The 16,512-nt window shown below is 53.5% G+C and carries 15 protein-coding genes; 13 read left to right on the top strand and 2 right to left on the bottom strand.

Features of this window, described 5'->3' with window-relative positions:
* The first annotated feature begins 106 nt into the window (after positions 1 to 106).
* The 7 genes from purL (at position 107) to INP78_RS03175 (ending at position 9,120) form a co-directional block, all read left to right on the top strand.
* Positions 107 to 4,018: a phosphoribosylformylglycinamidine synthase gene (gene purL / locus INP78_RS03205; RefSeq protein WP_194740735.1), complete on the top strand. Its 3,912-nt coding sequence runs from the start codon at positions 107 to 109 to the stop codon at positions 4,016 to 4,018.
* Positions 4,019 to 4,106: 88 nt separating this feature from the next.
* Positions 4,107 to 4,592, top strand: a complete 486-nt coding sequence (locus INP78_RS03200; RefSeq protein ID WP_194740734.1) for an ankyrin repeat domain-containing protein — start codon at positions 4,107 to 4,109, stop codon at positions 4,590 to 4,592.
* 161 nt (positions 4,593 to 4,753) lie between these two features.
* Positions 4,754 to 5,104 carry a c-type cytochrome gene (locus tag INP78_RS03195; RefSeq protein ID WP_194740733.1) on the top strand — a complete coding sequence of 117 codons (351 nt, stop codon included), beginning with the start codon at positions 4,754 to 4,756 and terminating at the stop codon, positions 5,102 to 5,104.
* On the top strand, positions 5,104 to 6,399 hold the full coding sequence (locus INP78_RS03190) for an NAD(P)/FAD-dependent oxidoreductase (RefSeq protein WP_194740732.1): 1,296 nt from the start codon (positions 5,104 to 5,106) through the stop codon (positions 6,397 to 6,399). Before INP78_RS03195 ends, INP78_RS03190 begins: the two co-directional genes overlap by 1 nt.
* On the top strand, positions 6,396 to 7,607 hold the full coding sequence (locus INP78_RS03185; RefSeq protein WP_194740731.1) for a sorbosone dehydrogenase family protein: 1,212 nt from the start codon (positions 6,396 to 6,398) through the stop codon (positions 7,605 to 7,607). Before INP78_RS03190 ends, INP78_RS03185 begins: the two co-directional genes overlap by 4 nt.
* Before the next feature lie 35 nt (positions 7,608 to 7,642).
* Positions 7,643 to 8,227: a hypothetical protein gene (locus INP78_RS03180; RefSeq protein WP_194740730.1), complete on the top strand. Its 585-nt coding sequence runs from the start codon at positions 7,643 to 7,645 to the stop codon at positions 8,225 to 8,227.
* A gap of 8 nt (positions 8,228 to 8,235) precedes the next feature.
* Entirely contained in the window at positions 8,236 to 9,120 is an 885-nt protein-coding gene (locus tag INP78_RS03175; protein ID WP_194740729.1) for an SMP-30/gluconolactonase/LRE family protein, read from the top strand.
* Between the two features lie 113 nt (positions 9,121 to 9,233).
* Here the strand turns inward: INP78_RS03175 and INP78_RS03170 are convergent, their stop codons facing one another.
* Complete coding sequence (locus INP78_RS03170; protein ID WP_194740728.1) at positions 9,234 to 9,419, bottom strand: hypothetical protein; 186 nt, start codon at positions 9,417 to 9,419, stop codon at positions 9,234 to 9,236.
* 197 nt (positions 9,420 to 9,616) lie between these two features.
* Here INP78_RS03170 and INP78_RS03165 point away from each other — a divergent pair, with 197 nt between their 5' ends.
* Genes INP78_RS03165 through INP78_RS03155 form a run of 3 tightly spaced genes read left to right on the top strand, consistent with a single transcriptional unit; the run spans position 9,617 to position 12,497 of the window.
* Positions 9,617 to 10,294 (top strand): response regulator transcription factor, encoded by a 678-nt coding sequence (locus tag INP78_RS03165; protein ID WP_019881673.1) that lies wholly within the window; start codon positions 9,617 to 9,619, stop codon positions 10,292 to 10,294.
* Between the two features lie 15 nt (positions 10,295 to 10,309).
* Complete coding sequence (locus tag INP78_RS03160; protein WP_194740727.1) at positions 10,310 to 11,746, top strand: sensor histidine kinase; 1,437 nt, start codon at positions 10,310 to 10,312, stop codon at positions 11,744 to 11,746.
* Entirely contained in the window at positions 11,700 to 12,497 is a 798-nt protein-coding gene (locus INP78_RS03155; RefSeq protein ID WP_194740726.1) for a ferritin-like domain-containing protein, read from the top strand. The genes INP78_RS03160 and INP78_RS03155 overlap by 47 nt, the downstream gene beginning before the upstream one ends.
* 70 nt (positions 12,498 to 12,567) lie before the next feature.
* Here INP78_RS03155 and serB read toward each other — a convergent pair whose 3' ends face one another.
* Positions 12,568 to 13,407, bottom strand: a complete 840-nt coding sequence (gene serB / locus INP78_RS03150; protein WP_194740725.1) for a phosphoserine phosphatase SerB — start codon at positions 13,405 to 13,407, stop codon at positions 12,568 to 12,570.
* Positions 13,408 to 13,557: 150 nt separating this feature from the next.
* Between serB and INP78_RS03145 the strand changes: the two genes are divergently transcribed.
* From INP78_RS03145 to sucD, 3 genes are all read left to right on the top strand, one after another.
* Entirely contained in the window at positions 13,558 to 14,328 is a 771-nt protein-coding gene (locus INP78_RS03145) for an elongation factor-1 alpha (protein ID WP_194740724.1), read from the top strand.
* 116 nt (positions 14,329 to 14,444) lie between these two features.
* Complete coding sequence (gene sucC / locus INP78_RS03140; RefSeq protein WP_194740723.1) at positions 14,445 to 15,614, top strand: ADP-forming succinate--CoA ligase subunit beta; 1,170 nt, start codon at positions 14,445 to 14,447, stop codon at positions 15,612 to 15,614.
* 2 nt (positions 15,615 to 15,616) lie between these two features.
* Positions 15,617 to 16,498, top strand: a complete 882-nt coding sequence (sucD, locus tag INP78_RS03135; RefSeq protein ID WP_194740722.1) for a succinate--CoA ligase subunit alpha — start codon at positions 15,617 to 15,619, stop codon at positions 16,496 to 16,498.
* Positions 16,499 to 16,512 lie beyond the last annotated feature (14 nt).

Genomic DNA, 16,512 nt, shown 5'->3' with positions numbered 1-16,512 from the left:
ACCTGATGGTGGCTGTTTTCATTACCGGCAAGCATTAACCCTGCGAGACAACGCGCTTTCTGTTAAAATAACGGTTTGAATTTTCATTGAAAAATCCAACCGTCACATGTCCAGTCAAGCGCATTTTTTTAGCCTGCGCGGCAGCGCCGCCCTCTCGCAATTCCGTCTCGATAAGCTGTATAGCGCCCTCAAGGTCAGCGCACCGAATATCGCCCATATTTACACCGAGTTTGTGCATTTCGCCTTTAGCGAAACCGCCCTGAGCACCGCTGAGCAAGACACCTTGCGCCAGATTCTGACTTACGGCCCGCACACGGACACCGAATCACCGACAGGCGAACTGCTGTTGGTCACGCCACGTATAGGCACTATTTCACCGTGGGCGTCACGCGCCACTGACATTGCCCACAACTGTGGCCTGAGCAGCCTGTTGCGCCTGGAGCGTGGCATTGCTTACTATGTGACCAGCCAAAACGGCCAGCCACTGACAGACAGTGAAAAACAGGCTTTGCGCGCAGCGATCCAGGACCGCATGACGGAAACCGTGATCTACAGCCTGGCCGATGCAGAAAAACTGTATCACCACGCCGACCCGAAACCATTATCCAGCGTCGATATCCTGGCCGGTGGCAAGGCCGCACTGGAAGCCGCCAACAGCGACATGGGCCTGGCCTTATCTCCAGACGAAGTCGACTATCTGCTGGAAAACTACCGCAAAATGGACCGCAACCCAACCGACGTCGAACTCATGATGTTTGCGCAGGCTAACTCCGAACATTGCCGCCACAAGATTTTCAACGCCGACTGGGTGATCGACGGCGTACAACAAGAGCTGTCGCTGTTCAACATGATCCGCAACACGCACAAGTTGAACCCAGGCCACACCGTGGTAGCTTACTCTGATAACTCGTCGATTGTACAAGGCCAGAAAACCAAGCGCTTCTACCCATCTGCCGACCAAAGCTACCAGTTTGTAGAAGACAATATGCACTACCTGATGAAGGTAGAAACGCATAACCACCCTACTGCGATCTCCCCATTTGCCGGGGCTGCCACGGGTGCAGGCGGCGAAATTCGTGATGAAGGTGCGACAGGTATCGGTTCCAAACCGAAAGCAGGTTTGGCGGGTTTCTCAGTCTCCAACCTCAATCTGCCAGATTTCACCCAGCCTTGGGAAGAACACTACGGCAAGCCTGGCCGTATCGCCAGCGCCTTGCAAATCATGATCGATGGCCCACTCGGTGGCGCCGCCTATAACAATGAATTTGGCCGTCCTAATATTGCCGGTTATTTCCGTACCTTTGAACTGGCAACGACTACCACCGATGGCCAATCTGAAGTCCGTGGTTATCACAAGCCGATTATGCTGGCCGGCGGTGTTGGTAACATTTCTGACAGCCATAGCTTTAAAAACAGCATTCCGCCTGGCTCAGCCCTGATTCAATTGGGCGGCCCGGCCATGCTGATTGGCCTGGGCGGTGGCGCGGCTTCCAGTATGGATACGGGTGCCAATACCGAAAACCTGGACTTTGACTCCGTACAACGTGGCAACCCTGAGCTGCAACGCCGTGCGCAAGAAGTCATTGACCGCTGCTGGCAAATGGGCGACAAAAACCCGATTTTAAGCATCCATGACGTCGGTGCAGGCGGGATCTCCAACGCCTTCCCGGAGCTGGTCAACGACGCTAAAGTCGGCGCGGTGTTCCAGTTACGTGACGTACACAACGAAGAGCCAGGCATGAGCCCGCGCGAATTGTGGAGCAACGAAGCGCAAGAACGCTACGTATTGGCCGTGACGCAAGACCAGTTGCCATTATTTGAAGCGATTTGTGAGCGCGAGCGTTGTCCGTTCGCAGTCGTGGGCGTGACGACGGAAGAGCGTCATTTAACCGTCGAAGACACGCACTTTGCCAACAAACCAGTCGATATGGAGCTCTCCGTCTTGTTGGGCAAGCCGCCTAAAATGCTGCGCGACGTCAAGTCCGTCGCAAAATCATGGTCTGCGTTTGACACCAGCAAGATAGACCTGAACGATGCCGTGGCACGCGTCCTGCGCTTGCCGGGCGTGGCCGATAAAACCTTCCTGATCACGATTGGTGACCGTAGCGTCACCGGCCTCATCGCGCGCGACCAGATGGTCGGCCCATGGCAAGTGCCAGTGAGCAACGTGGCGGTGACCTGTGCTGGCTTTGAAACCAATATCGGCGAAGCCTTTGCCATTGGCGAAAAAGCGCCATTGGCGCTGATTGATGCCCCGGCTTCCGGTCGTATGGCGATTGGTGAAGCCATCACCAACATTGCTGCCGCGTCCATTAGCGAAATCGGCAACCTCAAACTGTCTGCCAACTGGATGGCCCCAGCTGGCCATGCCGGTGAAGATGCCGCGCTGTACGCGACGGTCAAAACCGTGGGCATGGAGCTGTGCCCGGCACTGGGCATCAGCATTCCGGTCGGCAAAGACTCCATGAGCATGAAAACCGTGTGGCAAGACAACGGTGAAAACAAAGCCGTGACTGCGCCAATCTCGCTGGTGATTTCTGCGTTTGCCAACACGCCAGATGTACGCAAAACCCTCACGCCGCAACTGCGCACCGACTTGGGCGAGTCTGAGCTGATCCTGATCGACCTCGGTAATGGCCGCAACCGTATGGGCGGCTCGGCACTGGCGCAGGTCTACAAGCAATTGGGCAACGCCGTGCCTGACGTTGACCAGCCTGCGCAATTGAAAGCGTTTTTTGCCGCCATCCAGCAACTCAACAGTGATGGCAAACTGCTGGCCTACCATGACCGTTCTGACGGTGGCTTGTATGTCACGCTGGCGGAAATGGCGTTTGCCGGTCATTGTGGCCTCAATATCGATTTATCCAGCCTGGGTGGTGATGCGATCAGCACCCTGTTTAACGAAGAGCTGGGCGCCGTCGTACAAGTGCGCACTGCCGATGCCGCCGCGATTATTGCACAGTTGCAACAAGCACTGGGCAACTGTGTACACCGTATCGGCCAGATCAATGATGGTCACGACATTGTGATTAAACAAGGCAGCACGCAGTACAAAGCTTCGCGTATCGACTTGCACCGCATGTGGTCTGAAACCACCTATCGTATGCAAAGCCTGCGTGACAACCCTGTGTGTGCACAACAAGAGTACGACCGCATCCTCAATGCCAGCGACGCTGGCTTGCATGCCAAACTCAGCTTTGACCTCAACGACAATATTGCTGCGCCTTATATCAACACTGGCAAACGCCCGAACATGGCGATCTTGCGTGAGCAAGGCGTCAACGGCCAGACTGAGATGGCGGCCGCGTTTGACCGCGCAGGCTTTAACAGCGTAGACGTGCACATGAGCGACGTCATCAGCGGCCGCGTGTCACTCACAGACTTTGCTGGCCTGGTGGCTTGTGGCGGCTTCTCTTATGGCGACGTGCTGGGTGCGGGTGAAGGCTGGGCCAAATCCATCCTGTTCAACAGCCGTGCCCGCGACGAATTCAGCGCCTTCTTTAACCGTGCCGATACGTTTGCCCTGGGCGTGTGTAACGGTTGCCAGATGATGAGCAACCTGCACAGCATCATCCCTGGCGCCGAACACTGGCCGCATTTTGTGCGTAACAAGTCCGAACAGTTTGAAGCCCGTGTGGCCCTGGTCGAGATTTTGTCATCGCCATCGATCTTCTTTGATGGCATGGCCGGTAGCCGCATGCCGATTGCTGTCGCACATGGTGAAGGTTTTACGGAATTTACTGATGCCAGCGCGGTCTCAAGTGTGCTACAACAGCAACTGGCAACTGTGCGCTATGTCGACCATGCTGCGCAAGCGACCGAGGTCTACCCGTTTAACCCGAATGGTTCACCACAAGGGTTAACTGGATTCACCACGCAAGACGGCCGTTTCAGCATCATGATGCCACACCCTGAACGCGTGTTCAGAGCCGTACAACACTCCTGGCGCCCAGACGGGTGGCAAGAGGACGGCCCTTGGATGCGCATGTTCAGAAACGCACGCAAGTTTGTAGGTTAAACGGAGCGCCCGGCTTCACTGGGCTCTCCGCAATCAAAACAAAGTTGTTATTTTTTTAAAAAACGAAAATCAGGTGTTTGGAGAGATTATGAAATCAGTTAAGTTTTTAGTGGCCTTGTTCTCACTGTCATTTGCCTTGCAGGCATTTGCGCTGTCAGATGAGGAGTACATGGAGTTTACCGAGGCGCTCACAGGTGGTAACGTGAAAGTGGTCAAAAAGTTTGTAGAAGCTGACCCTGGCCTGGTAAAACAGAAATTCTTTGCCTGGGAGCCACTGCAAATGGCGGCATCAAAAGGCAGACTGGACGTCGTGAAATACCTGGTGTCCAAAGGCGCTGACCTGAACTATGTGCACCCGGCCAGCCATAACACGGCTTTCCATATGTCTGCATTTATCGGCGACACCACAACCATGAAATACCTGGCATCTGTCGGGGCGGATGTCAACGTCAAACTCAAGGGTGATGTATCACTGGTGCGCTACTTTAAAGAAGAAGGTAACCAGAAAATGGTCGACCTGCTGACTGAACTTGGCACCAAAAACGATGGCTGTCAGGAAGAAAAGTGCTTCTAATCGCTGGCAACTCGCAACGATATTAAACAAAAACGGTCATGAGGTTCATGGCCGTTTTTGTTTTCAGGCGATTGGTTTGCGACTGTGTGTAACCATAGTCACGCTCGCCTGGGCAGCCATTAACAATAATGTGAGTCATCACAACAACATTGGGGGAAAGCATGAAGCAGGTATACGCAAGTATGTTATGGGCTTGTGCCATCATATGGACGCTGTCGGCGCAGGCAGAAGACGCTTCGGCGATTCACACCCTCGCGGCCTCTTGTGCTGCCTGCCACGGCCCGAACGGCAATAGCCTGGGCGGCACGCCTACGCTAGCCGCCCTCAATCAGGATTATTTTGTACAGCGCATGCAGGGCTTTAAGGATGGCTCGGTGTCGTCCACGGTCATGCACCACCACGCCAAAGGCCTGACCAGCGCAGAAATCACGGCACTGGCAAGCTATTTCGCGCAACAACCCAGACAAACGCCACAGGCTTTGCCACATCAATCATTTCAGGGGGCGCAATAATGACACACGATTCAATATTGGCCAGCCAGCCACACACGCCCTCACGCAGGCAATTTATGCGCTCGGTGATTTATGGCGGACTCGCCTTTTATGGCCTGCCCGCCTTTGCGCGTGCCAGCAAACCACCGTTGGGCCATGTGGTGATTGTGGGCGCAGGCTTTGCGGGCCTCACTGCCGCCAAATATTTACGCGCATGGAGCATGGGCAACCTCAAAGTCACCATCATTGAGCCTAACCCGCAATTTATCTCCTGCCCGCAAAGCAACCTGGTGCTGGGTGGTAGCCGCACGCTGGATCAGTTAAGTTTTGGCTATGACTTATCACGCAAACAGCATGGGCTACACTGGGTCAAAGACAGCGTGACTTCGGTTGACCTCGCTAATAAGCAAGTGCAACTTACGCGCGGCAACCTCAGCTATGACCGGCTGATACTGGCGCCTGGCGTGGACTTTAATGTCAGCAAGATTCCAGGCATGCCCGCGCCTGTGGCCGATATTCCGCACGCCTGGAAAGCGGGCAAGCAAACGCTGCAACTCAGACAACAGCTGGAAAGTATGCCGGATGGCGGCGTGTTTGTGATGACAATCCCAACCGGTGCCTACCGCTGCCCGCCCGGCCCCTATGAACGTGCCTGCCAGGTCGCGCATTATTTCAAACAGCACAAGCCTCGCAGCAAAGTGCTGATTCTGGATGCCAATGCCGACATTACCTCCAAAAAAGGCTTGTTCCTGCAAAGCTTTAATGGCACTTACCAAGGAATCATTGAATACCATAACAATAGCGAAATCCTGCAACTGGATACCACCAGTAAAACCATTAAAACCGACTTTGAAACGGTAAAAGCAGACGTGCTGAATGTGATTCCGCCGCAACTGGCGGGCAAAGTGGCACAAGTGGCTGGCCTGAATAATGTGGATGGCCGCTGGTGCGAAGTCGACTTTGTTACTTATGCATCGAGCTTGCAGCCGGATGTGCATATCATAGGTGACAGTATTTCGGCCGGGTTGCCAAAATCTGCCCATATGGCCACCTCGCAGGCAAAAGTATGCGCCGCTGCTATCATAGATTTGCAAATGGGCAACGCACCTAACCCGCTGCCGGTATTCGCTAACACCTGCTATAGCTTTGTCGATGACCAGCAAGCCATGCATGTGGCCAATGTCTATCGTTATGACCCAGCCAAAAAATCCATGGTATCCGCCGAAGGTGGCGGCGTGTCAGCCAAAGCCAGCACACAGGAAGGCCAATACGCACAAGCCTGGGCAGAAAACATCTGGGCAGACACACTGACATGACCACGGTACACGCGCAAACCTCTCCGCCTAATAAAGTCTCGCGCTTGCTGCTGATTGCAGTCACGGGTTTGTGTATGGCGATTGGTTTGCATTACGCCATGGCGCAAACACCAGCGGTAGATGCTGCCTTATCGACATTGGAAGTCTCGGCCGGGCTCAAGATTGAGCGTTTTAGTGATGTGAGTGCCCTGGGTGCACCGCGCATGCTGGCGCTAGATAGCCAGGGGCGGCTATTAGTCAGTTTGTCCGACACCGGCCGTATTGTGCGTTTAAATGCACAAGGTAAAGCAGAAGTCATTGCACAAGGCCTCAACGCACCACACGGCCTGATACTACTGGGCGAAGACTTGCTGGTGGCCGAGCAAACCGGCGTGGTCAAGCTAGCTAAGCAAGGCGATAGTTGGGGCGCACCGCAACCCTTTATCCGCAACTTGCCCAGTGGTGGCCATAGTCTGAAAACACTCAAACTGTCGCCGGATGGTTACCTGTTTATCAATGTCGGCTCCAGTTGTAATGTCTGCGTTGAAGACAATCCGACGCGCGCCACGCTATTGCGCTACACCCTGGATGGTCGGCCCGCAGGCGCCTTGCTGACCGTTGGCCGCCATGCACAAAGTGCCATTTGGGCGCGCGGACTACGCAACAGCCAAAGTGTTGCCTGGCATCCACAAAGCGGCGAAATGTTTGCCACCAACAATGGCGCAGATAACCGCAGCGGACAAAAAAATGGTGTGGTCGATGACGACTTGCCGCCAGAACACCTGAACAAGATTGAAGCAGGCCAGCATTATGGCTGGCCCTATTGCTGGGCGAATCCGGCACAGCCGGGGCAACTTATGCAAGACCCCAATTTTGTAGGCGAAACTGGTGTTTGCCAACAGGTGCAAGCACCCGCACTGACACTGCCGGCACACAGTACGCCCATAGGCATCACCTTTTTACATCAAAGCCGACTGCCTGACGATCTCAAACAGGATGCGATTGTGGCCTTGCATGGTTCCTGGAACCGCAAACAACCCAGCGGCTACGCCTTGCTGCGTGTACAATTCAGGAACCAACAGCCAGTGGCAAGCGTCCCATTTATCAGTGGCTGGCTACAAGGCAAACAAGCCTGGGGACGACCGGTAGATGTGATTGTCGGTGCCGATGGCTGGCTCTATGTGTCAGATGACCTGACCGGCTGGATTTACCGTATTCGCAGCCTGTAACCACACGCTGCAAAGTATTTTTTCAGGAGCAATGTATGAAACGCATGTTATTGTCTATCACTGGCGCGCTCTGCCTGGGCTGGATTAGCCTGAGTCAGGCAGAGACCTCCCCTGCCCTGGTCATCCAGGTGCCAGAGTCTTTTTACCAGCATCCGGTCCGCCTGCTGAACCCTTACCTCAACTATTGGCATAACCGTGCCGAAGCCGCCGAAACCGTGGGCTTAAGCAGCTTCCAGGCACAAAAATACACCACGTCCAGTTGCGAGGCTGAGGCGAAAGGCCAGGCACTGGTGGTGATTGAACCCAATATGTTTTACAACCCGCAAACCGGTGTTTTTTATAGCGAAATCACCGCCAAAGTCTACAACCAGCCCGCAGCTGACAGCGCACTGGGCAAACCACTGGTGACCGTTAAAGGCGAAGGTCAATCACGCGGCTGGCTGACTTATAACGTAGAGTACTTTACCCATCAGTCCTACCAGCGTGCATTTGACCAGGTGATCCAGCAATTACAGCAGAATCAGGTGTTCCAGCAATCCGTGTCGCAAGCCCCGGTACAAACCTATCAGGCGTTATGCAATAGCATCAACACCTTAAGCCAACCCAAAGCCTTTTTCTAGGAGTGTTTATGTTGTTTGCCCATCGTGTTCACCGTATATTGGTTTCCAGCGTACTGGCCGCGCTGCTGCTCACCCTCAGCAGCCACAGCCAGGCACATGGGTTAGAGCCGGTGAATGGCCTGTTAACGCCTGAGTCTGTGGTACAAGCTGCCGATGGCAAAATTTACGTGTCTGAAATCAATGGCTTTGGCCAGGATCGTGACGGCCAGATCCGCGTCATCGACCACGGCAAAACCTCGGTACTAGTGCAAGGCCTGGATGACCCCAAAGGCCTGATTATCATCGGCAATGATTTATATATTGCTGACAAGGCACGCGTGCTGCGTGTGGCCCTGAACCAGCCCACCGCCAGTGCAGAGGTATTTCTGGCAGCGACTGACTTTCCCAAAGTGCCGCAATTCCTCAACGACTTGAGTGCAGATGCCAATGGCAATCTGTATATCAGTGACAGTGGTGATATTCTGGGTAGCGGTAAAGGCGGCATTATTTATAAAGTCACACCCCAGCGTCAGCTGAGCTTATTGCTGGATGGCAGCATGGATGCACGTATTTTAGCGCCTAATGGTTTGCTGGCCGATGCCAAAGGCGAACACCTGCTGTTAGTCGACTTCACCTCTGGCGTGCTTTATGACTACAACCTGCTGACGAAAAAACTGGACGAAGTGGCTAGCGGTTTTGGCGGCGGTGACGGGATTGTTAAGCAGGCAAACGGTAACATTTATGTCAGCGACTGGAAGTCCGGCAAACTATTCCGTGTTGACCCGCAACATAAAGTCAGCTTGATTAAAGAGGGCTATCAATCGGCCGCCGATATTGCGCTGACGCAGGACGACCATCATTTGCTGGTGCCAGATATGAAAGCAGGCAAGCTGGACATTCTGCAACTGCATTAATGCCAGGCAAAAAAAACCACGCTTACGCGTGGTCAAAGTGAGAGGATACACACGAAACCGCTGATTGCCTCAACGCGCTGCAGGGAATTCAGCGCGCTTAGGCAACTTCACAGTTACTTGGTTTGCGCAGTTTTTTTGTCAACCTCCTTTTGGGAGCTGACCGCTGGCTGCGCGACAGCGTGTCTGGCTACTTTCAAATGTTTTTGCATTTCAACCTGATCATGTGGCGAGGGGTTAGTCCCGGCCAAGGCATAGGCTGAAAAAATAAATCCCGACATGACTAACAGGGTCTTGATCATGATCGCTCCTTAATCGCTGCTGCTTATTTAATATTCTGTATTTGCTTGGCATCGTGGCAAGCTGTTCATTGTCCACACCTGCACAATACGCCGCTCTCCTTACAGCTAACTTACGCTTGGCTTGCAGCAAACTTACAAACGAAAAACCCGGCAGCATTGAGGTACACTGGACATATTCAGACGAGCGGATATCAGCGATGCGTTTATTAATTGTGGAAGATGATTTAGTGATTGCAAACGGACTGGTACGTGCCCTCAGCCAGTCACAGTACGCGGTTGACCACGTCACCGATGGCAAGCAAGCCTTACGAGCGATTCAGGATGATGTATACGACATGGTGATTCTGGACCTGGGCTTACCCACCATGGACGGCATGCAGTTGCTGTCACACCTGCGCCAGCAGGCTAACGCGATTGCCGTGCTGATTCTCACCGCGCGTGAAGATGTCGCCACGCGCGTGCAAGCGCTGGACCTGGGCGCAGATGACTTTCTGACCAAACCGTTTCACCTCGAAGAGCTTGAAGCGCGCGTGCGAGCACTGATACGCCGCAGCAAACTGGGCAACAACCTGCCATTACAATGCGGCAACCTGAAACTGGACGTCGCCAATAAACTGGCCAGCATTAATGACCAGCTCATCACCCTGTCAGCACGCGAACTCAACCTGCTGGAAACTTTGATGATGCGCATGGGTAAAATCATTGCCAAAGAGCAAATCATGGAGTCTTTGTGCAACTGGGACGAAACCTTAGGTGATAATGCCATTGAGGTATATATCCACCGCCTGCGCAAAAAAATTGAACCCAGTGGCGCCCATATCCGTACAGTACGCGGTTTGGGCTACATGCTGGAAGCGGAACACTTAAGCCTGTAATGACTCATTAAGACCATGGGACCACGCTCACTCAAAAACCAGCTGCGTTTGTGGCTATTGCTACCCATGTTGCTGGTGCTCGGGGTCTCTGCTGCCCTCTCCTACTCACGCGCCTTGCACTATGCGACGCAAGCCTACGATCAATCCTTATTGCGTACAGTGCTCGCGCTGGCCGATGAAGTGATTATAGACGCCAACAATGAAGTCAAAATTGAGATCCCGGAGGTCGCCAGTCACCTGCTCAGTTACAACGAAGGTGACCGCATTTATATCCGCATCAGCGGGCCACAAGGTAAGCTGGTGTTTGGCGAGGCCAACCTGCCACTCCCGGCCAAACCGCCCGCAGGCAACCAGCAGATTTATTACAACAACCTGTATAAAGGCGAAGCAATTCGCGCCGTGACGTTTGGCTTGCCTGAAAGCAAGTCTGCTGATGCACGTAACATCCTGATCACCATGGCAGAAACCACCGGCAAACGTGATGCCATGGTGGCAGAAATGGTGGAAGAAATGCTCCTGCCGCAAGTGCTGATGATGCTCTTAGCCGCTATTGTGATTGAGTTAGGCATACACTTTGCACTTAAACCCTTGCAAGACCTCAGGGAGTCATTGCATCAGCGCTCGCACCGCGACCTCAGCCCGTTGGATACTAGCTCCTCGCCATTGGAGCTACATCCATTGCTGCAAGCCATGAATGCCCTGCTGTCACGGGTGAAAGCGGGGTTACAGCAACAACAGCAATTTATTGCCGATGCCTCACACCAGCTACGCACGCCGATTGCAGGCCTGCAAACCCAGGCTGAACTGGCGCTTAGAAGCCATCCACCAGAAGCGGTGCAAGAGCCATTGAATTACATGCTGCGTAGCACAACGCGTTTATCACACCTGATCCAGCGCCTGCTGAGCATGGCCAGGACCGATGCCGCCAGCAGCCAGTTGGTGTTTCAGCCAGTCTCGCTGACCAGTATTATTTCTGAGGAGTGCGCGCGCTGGATAGGCCCGGCATCTGATAAGCAACTGGAACTGGAAGTGCTGATTGAAACCCAGCATGATCAGGTATTAGGCGATGCATTAATGCTGTCAGAAATGCTGAACAACCTGCTGGAAAACGCCATTCAATATACGCCCGAGCAAGGGCTGATTGTGATCCGCCTATGGCAAAGTGAGCAATCCCTGGTGCTACAGGTGTCGGACAGCGGCGTCGGCATTCCTGACGACCAGACAGCACTCATTTTTGAACGCTTCCATCGACTCGATCCTAACCAGGGCAATGGCTGCGGGCTAGGACTAGCCATCGTTGCCGAAATTGCAGAACACCACAATGCCAGCATCACTGTTTCAGCAGGGCTGCCTCATCCAATCACGCATCACATCGGCAGCCAATTCACGGTAAAATTCCAACGCTATGACATCCTGCCTGAGAACCCTCGCCCTACAAGCACTGACCCTTAGTGATCCGCAAGAGAAATGCCAGCAAGTTGCCTTGCTGTGGGAGGCAACACTCCACCCTGACATACATGCCACACTAGGCGCACCTGCACAATCCATCCCTGGCCGTCCAGACAAACCCGCACTCGTGCAGCCCAAACAAGTGCAACGTCGTGCCATGAACACGGCCGAAGGCCGGGCTGCGCTCATTCATGCGTTGGCGCACATTGAGTTCAATGCCATCAACCTGGCACTGGATGCCATCTGGCGGTTTGCCGATATGCCGCAAGACTATTACCGTGACTGGCTGCAAGTCGCCAAAGAAGAGGCCTACCATTTCTCGCTGCTACGCGCGCACCTGCAGACATTGGGGTTTGATTATGGTGACTTTGATGGCCACAACAGCCTGTGGGAGATGGTCGAAAAAACCCAATCTGATGTGCTGGCGCGTATGGCGCTGGTGCCACGCACCATGGAAGCCCGCGGACTGGATGCCACGCCGCCACTCAAACAGAAACTGGCGCAAGCGGGTGACCATGCTGCGGCCGCCATCCTGGACATTATCCTGCGTGACGAAATCGGCCATGTGGCGATTGGCAACCGCTGGTTCCAGTATTTATGTGATCAACGTGGGCTAGACATCGTCAAAACGTTTGAGGCGTTGCGCCAGCAATACCAGGCGCCAAAATTAAGGCCCCCATTCAATATGGAGGCCCGCAAACAGGCTGGCTTTAGCGAGATTGAACTGGCTTACCTAAGTGGTGATTCAGCGTAGCCGCTTTGTGGTGATTCAGCCTAGCCGCTTTCACCATCACTTTTCACAGGGCTTTTTTAGATGGTTTTTTTTAAACAGTGAGCAAATTCGCCACGCCATCCAGCCCGGCCACATTCAGGGCATACATGGCCTGCTGTTGCACCACTGGCTTGGCATGATAAGCGACGCCCACGGCAGCCACGGCCATCATGGTCAGGTCATTGGCGCCATCGCCAATCGCAATGGTTTGTGTAGCATCCAGGCCTAATACAGCGCGCAATTTGAGCAGTTCGTCGGCTTTGCGCTGGGCATCTACAATATCGCCCACCACCTGGCCAGTCAGTTTGCCATCCACGATTTCCAGGGTATTAGAGACGGCATAATCCAGCCCCAGTATGTCTTTGACATAATTGGCAAAGAAGGTAAACCCGCCAGACACCACCATGGTTTTAATGCCATGTTGTTTGCAGGTATTAATCCAGTCTTGCGCGCCCGGGTTAAAGGTTAAGCGCTCTTCAATCACACGCTGCAGGGCAGATTCAGGCAACCCTTTGAGCAAGGCCACGCGTTTGCGCAAACTGGCAGCAAAATCGAGCTCACCGCGCATGGCGGCTTCTGTGATCTCGGCCACCTGTGGCTTGAGGTTCATCATGTCGGCGATTTCATCAATGCATTCAATGGCAATCAGGGTGGAATCCATGTCCATTACGCACAAGCCCATTTTCTGCAAGCGGTGGCTATCTTCCACCAGGGCGCAATCTATTTGCTGGCTGGTGCAAAAAGCCTTCACGTCCTGGTACTCACCGTCGGCCACTGGCAGGTAATAGGCATGCTGCGCCACTTGCATGAATTGTGTATGCCCACCGACCAGGCCATGAATATGAGACAAATGTGCCATGGTGATGGCAGGACCTTGAACCACTAAACGCATGATAACAATCACTAATCGAACAAAAGCGCGATTATACCAGCTGCCTCCCCAATCACTGAGAACAGCTTGTTTTTAAGGAGTATTTCTGTTTTTGGAATGCCACAAGCGATGGTATGCTTGCAAGCAAACTAAAAAACCCCGGGAAATTGAATGAAACAAGACGCACAAACACTACCATGGTTGAACCTGCCCAACCTGCCATTGCCGCTGAAAGCGCTGTTTATCGGCTACCTGCTGGTGATTGGTGTCGGCCTGTGCATGGCCGGCCTGCAAATCATGCTCACACACGGCATGGCCGATGGCAAATTCGGATTATCCGTCAATGATATTGTCTACAGCTACTATGGCGACCGCAGCGGCACCAAGCTGGCAAGTAAGCTCAATGGCTCCATGTCTGACAAGGCACCGCTGGAAGTACGCGAGGACATTATCAAATGGGCGCAACAAGGCGCGCCACAAGACCAGTGGGAATCACATTACAAACAAATTTTCGCCCAGCACTGTGTGATGTGCCACAGCAATATTCCAGGGATTCCGAACTTCACCAACTATGAGGAAGTGAAAGCCCGTGCAGAAGTGAATGAAGGCGCCACCATTAGCGGCCTGACCCGCGTGTCGCATATTCACTTATTTGGCATCAGTTTTATTTTCTTTTTCATTGGCCTGATTTTCAGTTTTGCCGTCAACGTGCCCAAAACCGCCAAAATCGTTGCGATTGCTTTCCCGTTTGCGTTTTTGATTGTGGACGTCATGTCCTGGTGGCTGACCAAACTGTCACCACACTTTGCCTGGCTGACGATCATTGGCGGCATTGGCTACAGCCTGGCCTCCAGTTATATGTGGGTGATCAGCATGTACCAGATGCTGATTCTCCCCCGCAATGGCAAAGTCTATGGCAACGCCTGGGCGCAAGACCTGTAAAGGCTGCGTTAGCACAGATAAAACCGCACTTGTGTGCGGTTTTTTTGTTTGTAGTCTAGCCTTGCCGGGGTATTTGCGCGAAAATAGATGCTTAATCATAAAAATCTCTTATTTTCATGAATCTGCACGAATATCAAGCCAAACAGCTACTGCAAAAGTACGGTTTGGCTACCCCGTCTGGCCTGGTTGTCCAATCTGAAGAAGCTGCCGCTGCTGCCACGAAAGAATTAGGTGGCGAAGCCTGGGTCGTTAAGGCGCAAGTGCACGCGGGTGGCCGCGGCAAAGCCGGCGGTGTCAAAGTGGTGAAGTCTGCGCTGGAAGCGCAAACAGTCGCGGGCAGCCTGCTGGGTAAGCACCTGGTGACTTACCAGAACGCACCCGATGGTCAACCGGTACACCAGGTACTGGTGGAACAAACCTTGCCGATTGCACGCGAGTTGTACTTGTCTATGCTGGTAGACCGCACGCTGGAGCGTGTGGTCATGGTCGCTTCCAGTGCGGGCGGCATGGATATTGAAGAAATCGCCGCTACGCAGCCAGAGAAAATTCTGCAGGAGGTCTGTGACCCGCTGAATGGCCTGGTGGACTACCAGGCACGCAACCTGGCCTTCGGCCTGGGCTTGAGTGGCGACCAGATTAGTGCATTTACCAAACTGTCCAAGGGCTTGTACAAATTATTTAAAGACAACGATTTGGCGCTGCTGGAAATCAACCCGCTGATCGTTACTGCGGATGGCAAGCTGGTTGCGCTGGATTGCAAAATGACGGTGGATGACAATGCCTTATACCGCCAGAAACCATTTGCCGAAATGCGCGACTGGTCACAAGACGATGCCAAAGAAGCCGAGGCCCATCATAGCGGCCTCAACTATATTGCCCTGAATGGCAATATCGGCTGCATGGTGAACGGCGCAGGCCTGGCCATGGCGACCATGGACTTAATTAAGCTGCACGGCGGCATGCCTGCCAACTTCCTTGATGTAGGCGGTGGTGCCACGGCAGAAACGGTGACCAAGGCATTCAAAATCATTCTGGCAGACCAGAATGTTAAAGCCATTTTAGTGAATATCTTTGGCGGCATCATGCGCTGTGACATCATTGCCACCGGTATCATCACCGCCGTGCGCGAAGTTGGCATGACGATTCCTGTCGTGGTGCGCCTGGAAGGCACTAATGTAGAGCTAGGTAAACAGATGCTGCGTGACAGCGGCTTGAATATTATTTCCGCCGAAGGGTTGACTGATGCCGCCCAGCAAGCGGTCAAAGCAGTGAGTAAAGGTGTGTAGTCATGGCAATTTTAGTGGATAAAAATACCAAAGTATTGTGCCAGGGCTTCACCGGGAAACAAGGCACGTTTCACTCTGAACAGGCACTGGCCTACGGCACCAAAATGGTGGGTGGCGTAACACCGGGCAAAGGCGGCCAGCAACATCTGGATTTACCCGTGTTTAACACCATGCGTGAAGCGGTGAAAGAAACCCAGGCCAATGCCAGTGTGATTTATGTACCGCCACCATTTGCCGCAGACTCCATTCTGGAAGCCGCCGATGCAGGTATCGAATTAATTGTCTGCATCACCGAAGGCATTCCCGTGCTCGACATGCTTAATGTCAAAGCCGCATTGCGTGCCAATGGCACCAAACTGATCGGGCCAAATTGCCCCGGTGTGATTACACCAGGTGAATGCAAAATCGGCATTATGCCAGGCAGTATCCACCAACGCGGCAAAGTCGGCGTGGTGTCACGCTCAGGCACGCTCACTTACGAGGCCGTGCATCAAACCACTGCACTGGGTTTGGGTCAAACCACTTGCGTTGGCATTGGTGGCGACCCGATCAAAGGCCTGAACTTTATCGAGTGCCTGGAACTCTTTCAGAAAGACCCTGAAACGGAAGCCATTATCATGGTTGGCGAAATCGGCGGTAGCGATGAAGAGGCTGCGGCTGACTTTATCAAGCATCATGTCACCAAACCTGTGGCAGCCTATATCGCAGGCCTGACGGCACCTAAAGGTAAACGCATGGGCCATGCCGGTGCGATTATTTCCGGCGGCTCAGGCAAAGCAGAAGACAAGATCGCTGCGCTGGAAGCGGCTGGCTGTGTGGTTGCGGCTTCCCCTGCTGGCCTCGGTGAAGCGGTACTCGAAGCCATCAAGCGCGCGACAAAATAAGCAAAGGAAACGGC

The organism is Methylophilus sp. 14, from assembly GCF_015354345.1.
Classification (GTDB): Bacteria; Pseudomonadota; Gammaproteobacteria; order Burkholderiales; family Methylophilaceae; genus Methylophilus.
This window is presented reverse-complemented; position numbering and strand designations above follow the sequence as displayed.

Excerpts from the sequence above, each read along its gene's own strand:
- purL (WP_194740735.1), top strand. The coding sequence starts at position 107 with ATGTCCAGTCAAGCGCATTTTTTTAGCCTGCGCGGCAGCGCCGCCCTC.
- INP78_RS03200 (WP_194740734.1), top strand. The coding sequence starts at position 4,107 with ATGAAATCAGTTAAGTTTTTAGTGGCCTTGTTCTCACTGTCATTTGCC.
- INP78_RS03195 (WP_194740733.1), top strand. The coding sequence starts at position 4,754 with ATGAAGCAGGTATACGCAAGTATGTTATGGGCTTGTGCCATCATATGG.
- INP78_RS03190 (WP_194740732.1), top strand. The coding sequence starts at position 5,104 with ATGACACACGATTCAATATTGGCCAGCCAGCCACACACGCCCTCACGC.
- INP78_RS03185 (WP_194740731.1), top strand. The coding sequence starts at position 6,396 with ATGACCACGGTACACGCGCAAACCTCTCCGCCTAATAAAGTCTCGCGC.
- INP78_RS03180 (WP_194740730.1), top strand. The coding sequence starts at position 7,643 with ATGAAACGCATGTTATTGTCTATCACTGGCGCGCTCTGCCTGGGCTGG.
- INP78_RS03175 (WP_194740729.1), top strand. The coding sequence starts at position 8,236 with ATGTTGTTTGCCCATCGTGTTCACCGTATATTGGTTTCCAGCGTACTG.
- INP78_RS03170 (WP_194740728.1), bottom strand. The coding sequence starts at position 9,419 with ATGATCAAGACCCTGTTAGTCATGTCGGGATTTATTTTTTCAGCCTAT.
- INP78_RS03165 (WP_019881673.1), top strand. The coding sequence starts at position 9,617 with ATGCGTTTATTAATTGTGGAAGATGATTTAGTGATTGCAAACGGACTG.
- INP78_RS03160 (WP_194740727.1), top strand. The coding sequence starts at position 10,310 with ATGGGACCACGCTCACTCAAAAACCAGCTGCGTTTGTGGCTATTGCTA.
- INP78_RS03155 (WP_194740726.1), top strand. The coding sequence starts at position 11,700 with ATGACATCCTGCCTGAGAACCCTCGCCCTACAAGCACTGACCCTTAGT.
- serB (WP_194740725.1), bottom strand. The coding sequence starts at position 13,407 with ATGCGTTTAGTGGTTCAAGGTCCTGCCATCACCATGGCACATTTGTCT.
- INP78_RS03145 (WP_194740724.1), top strand. The coding sequence starts at position 13,558 with ATGAAACAAGACGCACAAACACTACCATGGTTGAACCTGCCCAACCTG.
- sucC (WP_194740723.1), top strand. The coding sequence starts at position 14,445 with ATGAATCTGCACGAATATCAAGCCAAACAGCTACTGCAAAAGTACGGT.
- sucD (WP_194740722.1), top strand. The coding sequence starts at position 15,617 with ATGGCAATTTTAGTGGATAAAAATACCAAAGTATTGTGCCAGGGCTTC.